Genomic DNA, 15000 nt, shown 5'->3' with positions numbered 1-15000 from the left:
CGCATACAGAACAATACGCTAAATCTCGCTTCGCATTTACAAGTGCTTTCGCGAAACCTAACACATCATCTTCTTTCATATCTAATACGAAAAATGCCAATCGAACCGCTGTTTTCGGTCCGATACCTGGCAACTTCATAAAACTATCGATTAGTTTTGATATTGGTTCTGGATAATGCATATATCAATATCCTCCTAGAACATTCCACCTGGTAAGTTTAAGCCTTTTGTAAATTTACCCATTGTAGAGTTTGAAAGCTCATCAGCCTTTTTAAGTGCATCATTTGTTGCAGCTAACACTAAGTCTTGTAACATTTCGATATCTTCTGGATCTACAACTTCTTCTTTAATCTTCACTTCAAGAATTTGCTTGTGACCATTTGCAATAACTGTAATCATCCCGCCACCAGCTGTACCTTCAACTGTTTTTTCACCAAGCTCTTCTTGCGCTTTCGCCATGTCCTTTTGCATCTTTTGCATTTGTTTCATCATATTATTCATATTTCCCATTCCGCCACGCATCATAATTAATTCCTCCTAATTATTATTATTCTTTTATTTCAATGAGTTCTTGTCCTACTAATTTCACTGCCTCTTCTATAAGAGGGTCTTCCTTTTTCTCCTGGCTTTCTTCAGACTCTCCACCTTCACGTTGTAAAAAGTCTTCACGGATTTTACCCCATTCACTTTTTGGAATGGCAATCATATTTAACCTTTTACTTAGCAATTCAAATAAAGCTTGTTCTACTGTATCCATAGCTTCTCGATTTTCGCTCGCCATCTTACAGTGAATCTCATATTGAAATGCCAAAACGTAAGTGTCATCTGAAGCTGCCACTGGTTCGCTATTTTCTAATAAAACAGCAAATGCTACTTTGTTATATGATTTGAGTCTTCCTAACAACTCACCCCATACAGCTTTTAATTGTTCTAAATCTTGACGCTTCGCTTGTTTTAATACTTCATTTACACGTCCGACAGGAATCTTCATACTTCCTGTTCGTACCGGTTTTGGTGTTGCACGTGTCTCTCTTACTTCCTGTTGTACACCAGCTGGCACACCGTTCTTTTTGACTTGCTCTAACTCTTTCTCCAGTTGCTGCATCCTGTTCATAATTGCTTGCAAACGATCTGTACCATTTGCTTGCATCATAAACTGTTGACACAATTGCACCATAACAACTTCTAAGAAAATACGCGGATGATTTGTCCACTTCATTTCCTGTTGTCCTTTACTAAGGGTATGAATAATCTCATAGATCACTTCCGGTTGCATTTCTTCACTCAACTTACGGAATTGATCATCTACAATTACTCGTTCCAACATATGTTCTAGTTGCGGTGAAGTTTGATATAAAAGCATATCACGATAATAGTAAATGAAATCCTCCATAAAACGAACTGGATCTTTCCCTTTACTCATCATTTCATCTATGATTTGCAATGCTCTTGATACATCATTTTCACGTATGCATTCTACTAAATTGCCTAAGTATTGCTGAGAAACAGATCCTGTTACGGCCAATACATCTTCTGTCGTAACAATCTCATCACTATAAGATATAGCCTGATCAATAAGACTAAGCGCGTCACGCATACCACCTTCAGCAGCACGTGCAACAATTTGTAATGCTTCATCTTCCACTTGCGTACCTTCATTTGTCACGACCGTTGATAATCTCTCAACAATATCATTCACTGATATTTTTCGGAATTCAAAACGCTGACAACGTGAAATAATTGTAGGCGGGATCTTATGAGGTTCTGTTGTCGCCAAAATAAAGATAACATGTCCTGGCGGCTCTTCTAAGGTTTTTAAAAGCGCATTGAATGCACCCATAGAAAGCATGTGAACTTCATCAATAATGTATACTTTATATTCTACAGCACTTGGAGCATATTTTACTTTATCTCTAATATCTCGAATTTCATCTACACCGTTATTTGAAGCCGCATCAATTTCTAATACATCTGAAATGGATCCTTGTGTAATTCCTAGACAAGAAGGACATTCATTACAAGGTTCAGCTACCGGAGCATGTTCACAGTTAATTGCTTTTGCAAATACTTTTGCAATTGTCGTTTTTCCTGTTCCCCTCGGACCAGAAAATAAATAAGCATGTGAAACTTTCTCTTGAAGAAGGGCATTTTGCAACGTTTTTGTCACGTGCTTTTGACCGACTACATCTTCGAACTTTTGCGGTCTCCATGTTCGGTATAACGCTTGGTATGACACGAAAATACGGCCTCCCTCAAAGGTTATTATCTCATTTATTATAACCCATTCTGTTTATAGATTCCAAAAGTTATTTTCTATACAAAAAACTCACCTTTATATTAAGGTGAGTTTTGTATACATATATAACTGCCGTGCACCCTCCGTCGATTACGTACCATAAGCGTTACTCAAGCAGTTAGCTCGGTTCAGGCACTCCTGCGGCACACGAGAAGACCCGCTTATTGCTGCTTCCTTCCGGACCTGACAAGGTTCACGGGGTCCCGTTGCGCAGGACCCAAACGTCAACACCACTTACTTAAGGCAGACCTTACAGCAACATAACCTCGAGAGGGGATTCGGCCTCGCTAGAGCGGATTGCGAGTATAGGGCACCGCTACCTCCCCGCTTAGCACGGCAAAGTTAAAACCAATATTCGGTTGCCTTCATTAAAGGCATTATCAGTATAACTTGTTTCTTTATAAAATGCAAATACGTTAGTTCCCCTTGTTTTTCTCTAATTTTTTCATCGCTTTTCTTTTTTTACGAAGCTCTCTAAAAAAGTTTGTTAACAACGTACCGCATTCTTCCTCTAGTACACCAGTTATTACTTCACATTGATGATTGAAACGTTCATCCGTTAAAAGATTCATCAATGTCCCTGCACATCCACCCTTCGGATCACTTGCACCATATACAACTCGCTTCACTCGTGATAAAACAATTCCACCCGCACACATTGGACAAGGTTCTAATGTTACATACAATGTTGCATCTTCTAAGCGCCATGTCCCTAATTTTTTACACGCCTCATCTATCGCTAGCAACTCAGCATGAGCTATTGATCTTTGCTCAGTTTCTCTTAAATTATGGGCAACACTAATTACCTCACCATCTAACACTATAACTGCTCCAATTGGTACTTCCTGTATTTCCTCCGCCTTTTTAGCTTCAGCTATCGCTAATTGCATAAAATAAATATCTTGATCTTGTTCCATAACATAGTCCTTTCATTACAAATAAAGTACACTTATTTCCATTTACTACACAGGGGATAACTTTTACAAATTCAATCCACCCTAAAAGAAAAAGAGAGGGATTACATATGAAAAATACCGCCTTGCTCATTATCGATATGATTAATGATTTTCAATTTTCCCACGGACCCATTCTAGCTCAAAAATGCGAAACTATAACAAACCCTATTTTACAATTAAAGAAAAAAATGAAATCCTTCGGCTATCCTATAATTTACGTTAATGACCATTATCAACTTTGGAGATCTGATATCGACCAACTTATTACTCATTGCACAAATAAATATAGCGAAAATATAATCCATAAGATTGCTCCAAGTTCTGATGATTATATTTTTATTAAACCACATTATTCTGCTTTTTATGAAACACCTTTAAATTCATTATTAGGTTATTTAAAAATAGAAAATCTAATATTAACAGGAGTTGCCGGGAATATATGTATCCTATTTACAGCTAATGATGCTCATATGAGAAATTATACATTGTATGTACCACAGGATTGTATCGCCTCTAACAACGACCAAGATAATATACATGCTTTAAAAATAATGGAAACTACATTGAAAGCAACTATAACATCGTCATCCAAAATAAAATTTAATTAATACATATATCTATTTTTTAACTTTTTATATCAAATTAACCCGCTCGCTTCCCTCTTGTGCTACAATAATTCTGTTTTGTGTTTTTAGTAGTCACGGTAAATCACTGATTGAAAGGAGGAAACAGCGTGACCGGAGTACCATTTATTACGGTTGAAGGACCAATTGGTGTTGGAAAAACTTCACTTGCGAAGGAAATTTCAACTCACATGCAACTCCACTTACTAAAAGAGATTGTTGATGAAAATCCCTTTTTAGGAAAGTTCTATGAAGACATCGACGAATGGAGTTTTCAAACAGAGATGTTCTTTCTTTGTAATAGATATAAACAGTTAGAAGATATTAACATAAAGTATTTGAATCAAAGGAAACCAGTAGTAGCGGATTACCATATCTTTAAAAATTTAATTTTTGCATCCCGCACATTAAAAGACTCTCAATATGACAAGTACATGCAAATTTATCGTATCCTTACACAAGATATGCCTGTGCCAAACGTCATTGTATATTTAACAGCTAGCCTAGAAACATTGCAAAAACGAATCGCCTTGCGCGGAAGAGAATTTGAAAAAAACATGGATCCAAATTACTTACTACAGCTCACAAAAGATTACGAAACAGCAATGGATGCTTTTAAAAAAGATCATCCAGAGATACCAGTATTGAAATTTAATGGAGACGATATGGATTTTGTAAAAAATCCTGATGATTTAAACGTCATCCTATCTGCCCTTCAAAATACTCTCTTAAAGGAGTCGAAATAATAATGAATTTAAGGCAAAAATATGATATACCCAATGATGCAGTAATCACTATCGCCGGAACGGTAGGTGTGGGTAAATCAACTATGACAACTGCATTAGCTAATGCTTTAGGTTATCGCACATCATTTGAAAAAGTAGATTCCAATCCATACTTGGACAAGTTCTATGCGGATTTCACTCGCTGGAGCTTCCACCTACAAGTGTACTTTTTAGCAGAACGATTTAAGGAACAAAAAAGAATTTTTGAATACGGTGGCGGTTTTGTTCAAGATCGTTCTATTTACGAAGACACTGGAATTTTTGCAAAGATGCATCATGAAAAAGGTACGATGACGGAAACTGATTATGAAACATACAAAGGTTTATTTGACGCTATGGTCATGACTCCTTACTTCCCTCATCCAGACTTATTAATTTACTTAGAAGGTTCTTTCGATGATATTGTCGATCGCATTCAAGAACGTGGACGCCCAATGGAACAGCAAACACCAATTGAGTACTGGAAAGAAATGCATGGACGTTATGAAAACTGGATTAACAACTTTAATTCATGCCCTGTATTACGCTTAAATATTAATGAATACGATATTTTAAAAGATGGTGATTCAATCGAGCCAATCATTAAAAAAATTGGCCATTTTTTAAAACAAACACGTAAACTTGTAAAATAAAAAACCCGTGCATATGCACGGGTTTTCCTATTAAATTACTTCTTCTTTGTTGGAGCAATAATTTCACTCTCAGGTTTTCCTGCGTTAATACGCTGACGAACAGTACTTGTACTAATATCGTATGCTTCAGCAATCTCTTTAACAGTCATTTCTTTCCCGTTAATCACTGCCGTTAATACTTTACCTGTACGTTTTGGAGCTGCCTCTTTCTTTACAGCTGGTTTTTCAACCTTTTTTGGCGCCTCTACTTTTTTCTCAGCTTGCTTTACATCACAAGTGCAACCACAAAGTTTACGGAATGTATCATCACTTATAATGCGTGACACATTTGCACCACTGTTTAAAATTCTATTGTTCTTACAGACAGGACATTGTACATAATATAAAGTTTTTCCATCTAAAGGAAACGTTTGTATAATAAGATCCATGTTGACTCCTTTCATATCTATGAAGATAATCATCGGAATATGAGTGTGTAATAAGGACAAAATTGCCTTACACCATACTTTATGATTGGTTTTAAAATAAAAACTCGTTACGTGTTGGTAACGAGTTCTCCAATCTCCACTTATATGCGCTGTTGTCAATTATATCTGGAGGAGGTAGAGGGATTCGAACCCCCGCGCGACTCTCGCCGCCTGTCGGTTTTCAAGACCGATCCCTTCAGCCGGACTTGGGTATACCTCCATATTGACATCAAATATAATATCAAAAGAAAAACAGTTAGTCAACCCTACTAAAATAAATTATGAGGAAAGGAAAATTTTACTTCCCCTCTCCTACATTACAGTACTGACAACGCTCATAATTACCAATCACTCATACCGATGAATGTTTAAATTTACTTAATAACTGTTTTTCCTCCCATATAAGGGCGAAGAACTTCTGGAATTATAATTGTACCATCTTCTTGTTGGTAGTTCTCTAAAATAGCTGCAACCGTACGTCCAATTGCAAGACCAGATCCATTTAATGTATGGACATGTTCTGGTTTTCCGTTTGGCTCACGGCGGAAACGGATATTTGCACGTCTCGCTTGGAAAGCTTCAAAGTTACTACAAGAAGAAATTTCACGATATGTGCCATAGCTTGGAATCCATACTTCAATATCGTATTTCTTCGCTGCTGTAAATCCTAAATCGCCTGTGCACATGCTCATAACGCGATATGGCAACTCTAATAATTGTAACACGCGTTCTGCATCATTTGTTAATTTTTCTAACTCTTCATAAGAATCTTCTGGTTTTACGAACTTTACAAGCTCTACTTTATTGAACTGATGCTGGCGAATTAAACCGCGTGTATCGCGACCAGCTGAACCTGCTTCAGAACGGAAGCAAGAACTAAATGCAGCATATCTTATAGGCAATTGCTCTTTATTTAAAATCTCATCACGATGCATATTCGTTACAGGTACTTCAGCCGTTGGAATTAAGAAATAGTCTTCACTTTCAATACGGAATGCATCTTCTTCAAACTTTGGAAGTTGTCCTGTTCCTGTCATACTTGCACGGTTTACCATATATGGAGGTAATACTTCTTCATATCCATGCTCATCAGTATGAAGATCCAGCATAAAGCTAATTAAAGCACGCTCTAATCTTGCACCAGCACCTTTGTAAAATACGAAGCGGCTTCCTGTTACTTTCCCAGCGCGTTCAAAATCTAAAATTCCTAAATCAGTAGCAAGATCCCAATGTGGCTTTGGTTCAAAAGTAAATTCTTTCACGTCTCCCCAAGTACGCGCTACTACATTATCATCCTCTGTTTCACCGACTGGAGCAGACTCATGAGGGATATTTGGAATAGATAACATTAATCTTTCTAAGTCTTCTTCAACTGTGCGAAGTTCGTTATCAAAATCCTTTACTTTTTCTCCAACCTCACGCATTTCTAAAATTAGAGCTTCTGCATCTTTCTTTTCGCGCTTTAATACAGAGATTTGTTGAGATACTTCATTACGTTTACTTTTTAATTCTTCTGTCTGAACAAGTAGTTCTCTTCTTCTCGTATCCAGTTCTTCAAAACGTCCGAAATCAGTTAGATCTTCACCTCTATGCTGTAATTTCGCTTTTACTTCTTCAAAGTTTGTACGTAAAAATTTAATATCAAGCATTATATACTCCTCCTTTTATTTTATAAAACACAAAAAACTCCCGTCCCTATATAAAGGGACGGGAGTTAACCCGCGTTGCCACCCTAGTTGAAAGCATTACCGCTTTCCTCTCAAGTAGAAATAACGGCTCTTCACCGGGAATGCTTACTAATCCAAAAGATGTTCCACATTCCATTCCAGGATGGATTCACAAACTGTTTCTATCGATTTCCACCAACCATCGACTCTCTATAAGAAACAACATTTGTTACTATTTCCTATCAACACGCTTATTTTATAAAATTGTTACCATCAATTTACTATAATCTTATACAAGTTGCAAGTTACTTATACAACTTTTTTCATTTTCGCTTCTTTTACCATTTCAACAAAGTATGCTGTTACACGATGATCATCTGTTAATTCCGGATGGAATGAAGCAGCTAAAAACTGATCTTGCCTTACCGCTACCATTCGGTCACCATGCTTAGAAAGCACTTCAACATTATCAGCTACCTCTACAACATACGGCGCACGGATAAATACACCAACGAAGTCTTCACCCACGCCTTCAATTGAAAGCGCAGCTTCAAAACTATCCTTTTGGCGCCCGAACGCATTGCGCTCAACTGTAATATCCATAGCACCAATATGTGCTTCTTCATAGCCAATAAGTGTTTTCGCAAGAAGAATCATCCCTGCACATGTACCAAACATTGGTTTACCAGACTTTGCAAATGTGCGAAGTGGTTCCATGAAAGCATACTTATCAATAAGACGGCGCATTGTTGTACTTTCACCGCCTGGTAAAATAAGACCATCAATCTCTTCAAGTTGCTCTATACGCTTTACAACAACAGCTTCTGCACCACTTGCTTCAACTGATTTTATATGCTCACGAACTGCACCTTGAAGACCTAGTACACCGATTTTCACCATTTTAAAGTTCTCCTTTAATTACCATCCACGCTCTTGCATGCGTTGTTCTGGTAATAACGTTGAAATTTCGATACCCTTCATTGCATTACCTAACCCTTTAGAAAGGCTTGCAATTAGTTCATAATCTTCATAATGAGTCGTTGCTTCAACGATTGCACGTGCAAATCTCTCTGGGTTTTCTGATTTGAAGATACCAGATCCAACAAATACCCCATCAGCACCAAGTTGCATCATTAATGCAGCATCTGCTGGCGTTGCTATACCACCTGCCGCAAAGTTTACAACTGGTAAGCGACCAAGACGTTTAATTTCAAGTAATACTTCGTAAGGAGCACCAGTATTTTTTGCATATGTCATTAACTCATCTTCACGTAGACTCGCAACTTGACGGATTTCTGCATTGACTTGGCGCATATGACGCACTGCCTCTACAATGTTTCCTGTTCCTGGTTCACCTTTTGTACGAAGCATAGATGCACCTTCTGCAATACGACGTGCAGCTTCTCCGATATCACGGCAACCACATACAAATGGAACTGTGTAATCACGTTTATTTAAATGGTATACTTCATCAGCAGGAGTTAATACTTCACTCTCATCGATATAGTCTACCCCTAATGATTCTAATACACGTGCTTCTACAAGGTGACCGATACGGCATTTTGCCATAACCGGAATTGACACTGCACCCATAACTTCTTCAACGATTGTTGGGTCTGCCATACGAGAAACGCCACCTGCTGCACGAATGTCTGCTGGTACACGCTCTAATGCCATAACGGCAACTGCGCCTGCCTCTTCTGCAATTTTTGCTTGTTCAGCGTTAATTACGTCCATAATAACGCCGCCTTTTTGCATTTCTGCCATTCCACGTTTTACACGCTCTGTCCCTGTTACATTTGTCATGTACAAAAACCCCCCTAGGTGAATTGCTTTCCCCCGTTAAAGGCGAAAATTAAGAATACTCTTACATTCTACCACTAACTATCAGATGCTTGTCTACTACTTTTTCATAAAGTCGGTATGAAAAATAGGAATAAAAAAAAAGCCCCTACCATGAGGAGCTTCTAAAACCAACCTTTTACTGTATCAACAGCACTATTCCACATACCACTAAAGAATGAACCAATTCCGCGCATAGCACGAGTAAACCAGTTTGCTTCTTCTACTTCAGATGTTGTTACAAGATCCACTTGCAACGACTTACCAGTTAAAAATCCAGGGTCGTTTGTATCTTTTGGCGTAATTACCATTTGACCAAGCGCAGCTCCCTTTTTAATAGGTGCTTCTTGTCCCTTACTTGATTCTTTTAATTCTGTTTTATAAACATCTTTACTTCCTTTTGGCACTGGAAGTGAAATAGCTTGTTTCGTTTGAACTGCTACATCTTTATCTTTCGCATTTTCTACTCGTACTGTTTCTTGTCCTTTTACTGAAGAACCTTTTTTATACATTTGTTTCACTTCAAAGTTAGCAAATCCATAATCATATAGCTTCTTTGTTTCATCAAAACGTGCTGTATGAGAACTTGTTTTAATAACTACAGAAATAAAACGCATACCGTTTCTTTCAACCGTACCAGTGAAGCAATCTCCTGCTTCTGGAGTTGAGCCTGTTTTCAGACCATCTACGCCATCATATTCTTTAACTAAGCCCTTTAACATCCAGTTCCAGTTTGACATTGCAAACTTCTCTTTTTCTGGACGGAATTCTTTTTTAGGAATTTTTGCTGTATCTAATACTTTTGGATAATCTTTAATTAAATGTTGTGCTAAAGTTGCAACATCCTTTGCAGACATTTTATTTTCTTCATCCGCTGTTGTTCCTTCAGGATGCATTCCCTTTAAATCTTTATTCGTTAAACCTGTAGAATTGACAAATTTATAATTTTTCAATCCTAGTTCTTTCGATTTATCATTCATCATTTTTACGAAATCTACTTCTTTACCTGCAATTGCTTCTGCTAATGCAATCGTTGCACCATTTGCAGAAAAGATTGCCATTGCCTCATATAACTCTTTTACTGTATAAGAGCCACCATTTTCTAATGCAACATTTGATAATGAAGCATCTTGTGAAACCTTATATGCATATTCAGAAACCTTAATTTTCTGGTCCCACTTAAGTTTTCCTTTATCCACTGCTTCGTGAACTAAATATTCACTCATCATCTTTGTCATACTAGCGATGGATAATAATTCCTCTGCATTCTTTTGATATAAAATTTTTCCAGAATTCGCTTCTACTAAAATTGCCGCACCTGCTTCAATGTTTAAAGCGGCTCCTGTTTCAGCTGATGCATTGCTATATGGCATAAAAATGCTACAAGCTAGTGTAAGCACTGTTACCAAAGCAATGAATCTTTTGCAAAACATACCTTTCACTTTTGCTACCCCCAATATCTATGTACTCACATAACCGTTATTCTAACATAATCAAAAAAAAATAGACAGAGATATCAAATCTCTGTCTATTTGTATATAAGACATTATAATGAGTAGTTTGGAGCCTCTTTTGTAATTTGTACGTGATGAGGATGACTTTCACGTAAGCCCGCACCTGACATACGAATGAATTGTGCATTTTCGCGTAAAAATTCTAAATCCTGTGCTCCGCAATATCCCATACCTGCACGTAAGCCACCAACTAATTGGTGAACTGTATCCGCTAAAGGTCCTTTATATGGTACTCGTCCTTCAATACCTTCTGGGACAAGTTTTTTATTTCCTTCTTGGAAGTAACGATCTTTACTTCCTTTTTCCATCGCACCGACAGAACCCATACCACGATACACTTTAAATTGACGACCTTGGTAAATTTCAGTTTCTCCAGGGCTTTCGGCAACACCAGCAAACATACTACCTAGCATAACAACATGTGCTCCTGCTGCTAAAGCTTTAACCATATCACCAGAGTACTTAACACCGCCATCAGCGATAACTGGAATACCGTGTTTACGAGCTTCCGTTGCACAATCATAAACTGCTGTTAATTGTGGTACACCAACACCAGCTACAACGCGTGTTGTACAAATAGAACCTGGTCCAATACCAACTTTAACTACGTTTGCACCAGCTTCAATTAATGCTTTCGTTGCTTCAGCTGTAGCAACATTTCCAGCGATAATATTTAATGATGGATATTTAGCACGAACTTCTTTTACCTTATCAATAACACCTTTAGAATGCCCATGAGCTGTATCAAGTACAATTGCATCTACACTAGCTTTTACTAATGCATCAATACGAAGCATAGCATCAGCTGTTACACCAACTGCTGCTCCAACTAATAAGCGTCCTTGCTTATCCTTAGCAGAGTTTGGGAATTCAATTACTTTTTCAATATCTTTTATTGTAATAAGCCCTTGTAATACACCGTTATTATCAACAAGAGGGAGTTTTTCAATTTTATACTTTTGTAGGATCTTTTCAGCTTCTTCCAGTGTAGTACCAACTGGAGCTGTAATTAACTGTTCTTTTGTCATTACGTCAGAAATTTTGATTGAGTAGTCTTGGATGAAACGCATATCACGGTTTGTAATAATACCAACTAATTTTCGCTCATCTAAATTATTTACAACCGGTACACCTGAGATACGATATTTTCCCATAAGATGTTCTGCATCATATACTTGATGTTCTGGAGTTAAGAAGAAAGGATCTGAAATAACGCCGCTTTCAGAGCGCTTTACTTTATCAACTTGCTCGGCTTGTTGCTCAATAGACATATTCTTATGAATAATTCCTAAACCACCTTGGCGAGCCATTGCAATAGCCATGTCAGCCTCTGTTACTGTATCCATTCCTGCACTAATTAACGGGATGTTTAGCTGTAAGCTTTCAGATAAAACTGTTTTAACACTTACTTCTCTTGGTAATATATCTGACCTAGCTGGTACAAGTAATACATCATCAAAAGTCAAACCTTCTTTAACAAATTTAGATTCCCACATAATTGTTCCCCCTATGATACCAGAAATTATTATTAGTAGCTTATCAATTGGTTAAAATACTGTCAAGGACGTATATATATGTTAGAATTTTTAGACAATAAAAGGAGCGTAATATATGCATCAAACATCTTGTACTTGGCAGCAGTTAAGTTTCTTTTTTTCATCTCAAAACGTACAACGTTATCTTGCCCGTTGTTACGAAAAATCCTCTATTCAGGATGCCGAAAAAAAAAGTTTTGAAAATTGTTATCCCTTTATTTATTACTTAGAACACGGGAAAAATTATTATGAATTATATAAGACAGCTCCATTTTCCATTCAACCAATGTTGTTATTTTATGGAATTAGTCAACTTTTTAAAGCATGCTTACTAACCATTGATCCTAACTATCCTGAATCCACTACTGTTTTAGCTCATGGCGTTACAACTCGCAAACGAAAAAAACAAGGGTATCAATTTTTAGAAGATGAGGTCAAGATACAAAAAAATGGATTGTTTACTCATGTTGCAGAACAACTGTTTCACATGAAACACTTAGAAGCAGAAAAATTTAACATGTTAGAACTAATGGGAAATATTCCAGAATTACAAAATTTATTTCGCTATAGTCAAAAAGGATCAACTTTATATAAAATCGATTCAACAATTAAAAATGAGCTCTCCTTTTCAGTCAACCTACTAGATCGATTACATATGACTAAAGAGAGATTTTCTCGTTACATTGAAACATCTTGTAAGCATTTATCAATGCAATACGTACCTGAGAAAACTAATGAATCGAATTTACTTTTTACGGCGCCCGTTCAGTCATGGAATCCTATATACAGTACTCCTTTATACTATGAACAGCTTACTGATACTTATTATTTACCACTTACGACTGATCCTAGAAATCCTAAGCCAGTATTACCTGAACTCCTCGTTCATTATTTATTGCTCTATAATTTAAGCATGATTTCTAGGTATGAAACAGATTGGTGGTATGACTTACTTGGAAGCTATGGCTCTGAAGATTATCCATTTATTTATCAATTTCTTAATATTTCTGCTCAAAAAATCCCTTACTATATTTCATCATTTTTACTAACAGAACCTAACCTATTTCATGGGAAATAAAAAAAACACAAGTCAAAAGACTTGTGTTTTTAGTTGCTTGGCGACGTCCTACTCTCACAGGGACAAGGTCCCAACTACCATCGGCGCTAGAGAGCTTAACTTCCGTGTTCGGTATGGGAACGGGTGTGACCTCTCTGCCATCATCACCAAACTATTGAAGGCATATTCCTTCAAAACTAGATAACATTGCTACATATTATATGGTTAAGTCCTCGATCTATTAGTATTCGTCAGCTCCACATGTCACCATGCTTCCACCTCGAACCTATCAACCTGATCATCTTTCAGGGATCTTACTAGCTTACGCTATGGGAAATCTCATCTTGAGGGGGGCTTCATGCTTAGATGCTTTCAGCACTTATCCCTTCCGCACATAGCTACCCAGCTATGCCCTTGGCAGAACAACTGGTACACCAGCGGTGCGTCCATCCCGGTCCTCTCGTACTAAGGACAGCTCCTCTCAAATTTCCTACGCCCACGACGGATAGGGACCGAACTGTCTCACGACGTTCTGAACCCAGCTCGCGTACCGCTTTAATGGGCGAACAGCCCAACCCTTGGGACCGACTACAGCCCCAGGATGCGATGAGCCGACATCGAGGTGCCAAACCTCCCCGTCGATGTGGACTCTTGGGGGAGATAAGCCTGTTATCCCCGGGGTAGCTTTTATCCGTTGAGCGATGGCCCTTCCATGCGGAACCACCGGATCACTAAGCCCGACTTTCGTCCCTGCTCGACTTGTAGGTCTCGCAGTCAAGCTCCCTTATGCCTTTGCACTCTACGAATGATTTCCAACCATTCTGAGGGAACCTTTGGGCGCCTCCGTTACACTTTAGGAGGCGACCGCCCCAGTCAAACTGCCCACCTGACACTGTCTCCCGGGTCGATAAGACCCGTAGGTTAGAATTTCAATACAGTCAGGGCGGTATCCCACCAGCGCCTCCACCGAAGCTAGCGCTCCGGTTTCAATGGCTCCCGCCTATCCTGTACAAACTGTACCAAAATTCAATATCAGGCTACAGTAAAGCTCCACGGGGTCTTTCCGTCCTGTCGCGGGTAACCTGCATCTTCACAGGTACTATAATTTCACCGAGTCTCTGGTTGAGACAGTGCCCAAATCGTTACACCTTTCGTGCGGGTCGGAACTTACCCGACAAGGAATTTCGCTACCTTAGGACCGTTATAGTTACGGCCGCCGTTTACTGGGGCTTCAGTTCAGAGCTTCGCTTACGCTAACCCCTCTCCTTAACCTTCCAGCACCGGGCAGGTGTCACCCCCTATACTTCGCCTTACGGCTTCGCAGAGAGCTGTGTTTTTGCTAAACAGTCGCTTGGGCCTATTCACTGCGGCTTTCCGTTAAGAAAGCACCCCTTCTCCCGAAGTTACGGGGTCATTTTGCCGAGTTCCTTAACCAGAGTTCTCTCGCACACCTTAGGATTCTCTCCTCGCCTACCTGTGTCGGTTTGCGGTACAGGCACCTTTTATCTCGCTAGAAGCTTTTCTTGGCAGCGGGGAATCAAAGACTTCGCTCCATAAGGAGCTTCCCCATCACAGCTCAGCCTTCACGATAAGCGGATTTGCCTACTTATCAGCCTAACTGCTTGG

14 protein-coding genes, 1 tRNA gene, 2 rRNA genes, 1 other RNA gene and 1 other annotated feature (2 of these 19 running past the window's edge) are annotated in these 15000 nt (G+C 38.6%); of the genes, 4 read left to right on the top strand and 14 right to left on the bottom strand.

The window, feature by feature from the left end:
• The 5 genes from recR to tadA form a co-directional block, all read right to left on the bottom strand.
• Nucleotides 1-181 carry the 5' end (the start) of a recombination protein RecR gene (recR, locus tag AC241_RS00135; protein ID WP_043938863.1) on the bottom strand. The gene continues 416 nt to the left of window position 1, outside the view, so the window shows 181 of its 597 coding nt (coding positions 1-181); the start codon lies at nucleotides 179-181; its stop codon lies off the left edge, out of view.
• 14 nt (nucleotides 182-195) lie between these two features.
• Nucleotides 196-522: a YbaB/EbfC family nucleoid-associated protein gene (locus AC241_RS00130; protein ID WP_014894853.1), complete on the bottom strand. Its 327-nt coding sequence runs from the start codon at nucleotides 520-522 to the stop codon at nucleotides 196-198.
• A gap of 25 nt (nucleotides 523-547) precedes the next feature.
• On the bottom strand, nucleotides 548-2236 hold the full coding sequence (gene dnaX, locus AC241_RS00125; RefSeq protein WP_016084367.1) for a DNA polymerase III subunit gamma/tau: 1689 nt from the start codon (nucleotides 2234-2236) through the stop codon (nucleotides 548-550).
• A 132-nt stretch (nucleotides 2237-2368) separates the two neighbouring features.
• Nucleotides 2369-2633, bottom strand: an RNA gene (gene ffs, locus AC241_RS32410) — signal recognition particle sRNA large type.
• Between the two features lie 79 nt (nucleotides 2634-2712).
• Nucleotides 2713-3213 carry a tRNA adenosine(34) deaminase TadA gene (tadA, locus tag AC241_RS00120; protein WP_016079529.1) on the bottom strand — a complete coding sequence of 167 codons (501 nt, stop codon included), beginning with the start codon at nucleotides 3211-3213 and terminating at the stop codon, nucleotides 2713-2715.
• A 107-nt stretch (nucleotides 3214-3320) separates the two neighbouring features.
• Here tadA and AC241_RS00110 point away from each other — a divergent pair, with 107 nt between their 5' ends.
• From AC241_RS00110 to AC241_RS00100, 3 genes are all read left to right on the top strand, one after another.
• Nucleotides 3321-3860 carry a cysteine hydrolase family protein gene (locus AC241_RS00110; protein ID WP_043938865.1) on the top strand — a complete coding sequence of 180 codons (540 nt, stop codon included), beginning with the start codon at nucleotides 3321-3323 and terminating at the stop codon, nucleotides 3858-3860.
• Between the two features lie 125 nt (nucleotides 3861-3985).
• Nucleotides 3986-4621, top strand: a complete 636-nt coding sequence (locus AC241_RS00105; protein ID WP_043938866.1) for a deoxynucleoside kinase — start codon at nucleotides 3986-3988, stop codon at nucleotides 4619-4621.
• 2 nt (nucleotides 4622-4623) lie between these two features.
• Nucleotides 4624-5292 carry a deoxynucleoside kinase gene (locus AC241_RS00100; protein WP_001053585.1) on the top strand — a complete coding sequence of 223 codons (669 nt, stop codon included), beginning with the start codon at nucleotides 4624-4626 and terminating at the stop codon, nucleotides 5290-5292.
• Nucleotides 5293-5327: 35 nt separating this feature from the next.
• On the opposite strand, the gene AC241_RS00095 is transcribed toward AC241_RS00100, so the two are convergent.
• The 7 genes from AC241_RS00095 to guaB all read right to left on the bottom strand — a co-directional run bounded on the left by AC241_RS00095 (nucleotide 5328) and on the right by guaB (nucleotide 12278).
• Nucleotides 5328-5720 carry a sigma factor-like helix-turn-helix DNA-binding protein gene (locus AC241_RS00095; protein ID WP_043938868.1) on the bottom strand — a complete coding sequence of 131 codons (393 nt, stop codon included), beginning with the start codon at nucleotides 5718-5720 and terminating at the stop codon, nucleotides 5328-5330.
• 166 nt (nucleotides 5721-5886) lie between these two features.
• Nucleotides 5887-5979, bottom strand: a tRNA-Ser gene (locus tag AC241_RS00090).
• 154 nt (nucleotides 5980-6133) lie between these two features.
• On the bottom strand, nucleotides 6134-7408 hold the full coding sequence (serS, locus tag AC241_RS00085) for a serine--tRNA ligase (protein WP_016079533.1): 1275 nt from the start codon (nucleotides 7406-7408) through the stop codon (nucleotides 6134-6136).
• A 51-nt stretch (nucleotides 7409-7459) separates the two neighbouring features.
• Nucleotides 7460-7681, bottom strand: a binding site (T-box leader).
• A 54-nt stretch (nucleotides 7682-7735) separates the two neighbouring features.
• Nucleotides 7736-8326 carry a pyridoxal 5'-phosphate synthase glutaminase subunit PdxT gene (gene pdxT, locus AC241_RS00080; RefSeq protein ID WP_016079534.1) on the bottom strand — a complete coding sequence of 197 codons (591 nt, stop codon included), beginning with the start codon at nucleotides 8324-8326 and terminating at the stop codon, nucleotides 7736-7738.
• Nucleotides 8327-8344: 18 nt separating this feature from the next.
• Nucleotides 8345-9232, bottom strand: coding sequence for a pyridoxal 5'-phosphate synthase lyase subunit PdxS (gene pdxS, locus AC241_RS00075; protein ID WP_000186154.1), 888 nt, complete (start codon nucleotides 9230-9232; stop codon nucleotides 8345-8347).
• Nucleotides 9233-9393: 161 nt separating this feature from the next.
• A complete protein-coding gene (gene dacA / locus AC241_RS00070; protein ID WP_140163616.1) occupies nucleotides 9394-10701 on the bottom strand; it encodes a D-alanyl-D-alanine carboxypeptidase DacA in 1308 nt (435 codons plus the stop codon).
• Nucleotides 10702-10814: 113 nt separating this feature from the next.
• Nucleotides 10815-12278, bottom strand: coding sequence for an IMP dehydrogenase (guaB, locus tag AC241_RS00065; RefSeq protein ID WP_000264089.1), 1464 nt, complete (start codon nucleotides 12276-12278; stop codon nucleotides 10815-10817).
• 115 nt (nucleotides 12279-12393) lie between these two features.
• Between guaB and AC241_RS00060 the strand changes: the two genes are divergently transcribed.
• Nucleotides 12394-13395, top strand: a complete 1002-nt coding sequence (locus tag AC241_RS00060) for a YaaC family protein (protein WP_043938872.1) — start codon at nucleotides 12394-12396, stop codon at nucleotides 13393-13395.
• A gap of 35 nt (nucleotides 13396-13430) precedes the next feature.
• Here AC241_RS00060 and rrf read toward each other — a convergent pair.
• Nucleotides 13431-13546: ribosomal RNA gene (rrf, locus tag AC241_RS00055) — 5S ribosomal RNA — on the bottom strand.
• Nucleotides 13547-13595: 49 nt separating this feature from the next.
• A 23S ribosomal RNA gene (locus AC241_RS00050) occupies nucleotides 13596-15000 on the bottom strand (it continues 1517 nt past the right edge of the window).

Source organism: Bacillus thuringiensis (assembly GCF_001182785.1).
GTDB classification, from domain to species: Bacteria; Bacillota; Bacilli; order Bacillales; family Bacillaceae_G; genus Bacillus_A; species Bacillus_A thuringiensis_S.
This window is presented reverse-complemented; position numbering and strand designations above follow the sequence as displayed.

Coding starts and splice junctions, on each gene's coding strand:
- AC241_RS00130 (WP_014894853.1), bottom strand. CDS start 522: ATGCGTGGCGGAATGGGAAATATGAATAATATGATGAAACAAATGCAA.
- tadA (WP_016079529.1), bottom strand. CDS start 3,213: ATGGAACAAGATCAAGATATTTATTTTATGCAATTAGCGATAGCTGAA.
- AC241_RS00110 (WP_043938865.1), top strand. CDS start 3,321: ATGAAAAATACCGCCTTGCTCATTATCGATATGATTAATGATTTTCAA.
- AC241_RS00100 (WP_001053585.1), top strand. CDS start 4,624: ATGAATTTAAGGCAAAAATATGATATACCCAATGATGCAGTAATCACT.
- AC241_RS00095 (WP_043938868.1), bottom strand. CDS start 5,720: ATGGATCTTATTATACAAACGTTTCCTTTAGATGGAAAAACTTTATAT.
- serS (WP_016079533.1), bottom strand. CDS start 7,408: ATGCTTGATATTAAATTTTTACGTACAAACTTTGAAGAAGTAAAAGCG.
- pdxT (WP_016079534.1), bottom strand. CDS start 8,326: ATGGTGAAAATCGGTGTACTAGGTCTTCAAGGTGCAGTTCGTGAGCAT.
- pdxS (WP_000186154.1), bottom strand. CDS start 9,232: ATGACAAATGTAACAGGGACAGAGCGTGTAAAACGTGGAATGGCAGAA.
- dacA (WP_140163616.1), bottom strand. CDS start 10,701: ATGTTTTGCAAAAGATTCATTGCTTTGGTAACAGTGCTTACACTAGCT.
- guaB (WP_000264089.1), bottom strand. CDS start 12,278: ATGTGGGAATCTAAATTTGTTAAAGAAGGTTTGACTTTTGATGATGTA.
- AC241_RS00060 (WP_043938872.1), top strand. CDS start 12,394: ATGCATCAAACATCTTGTACTTGGCAGCAGTTAAGTTTCTTTTTTTCA.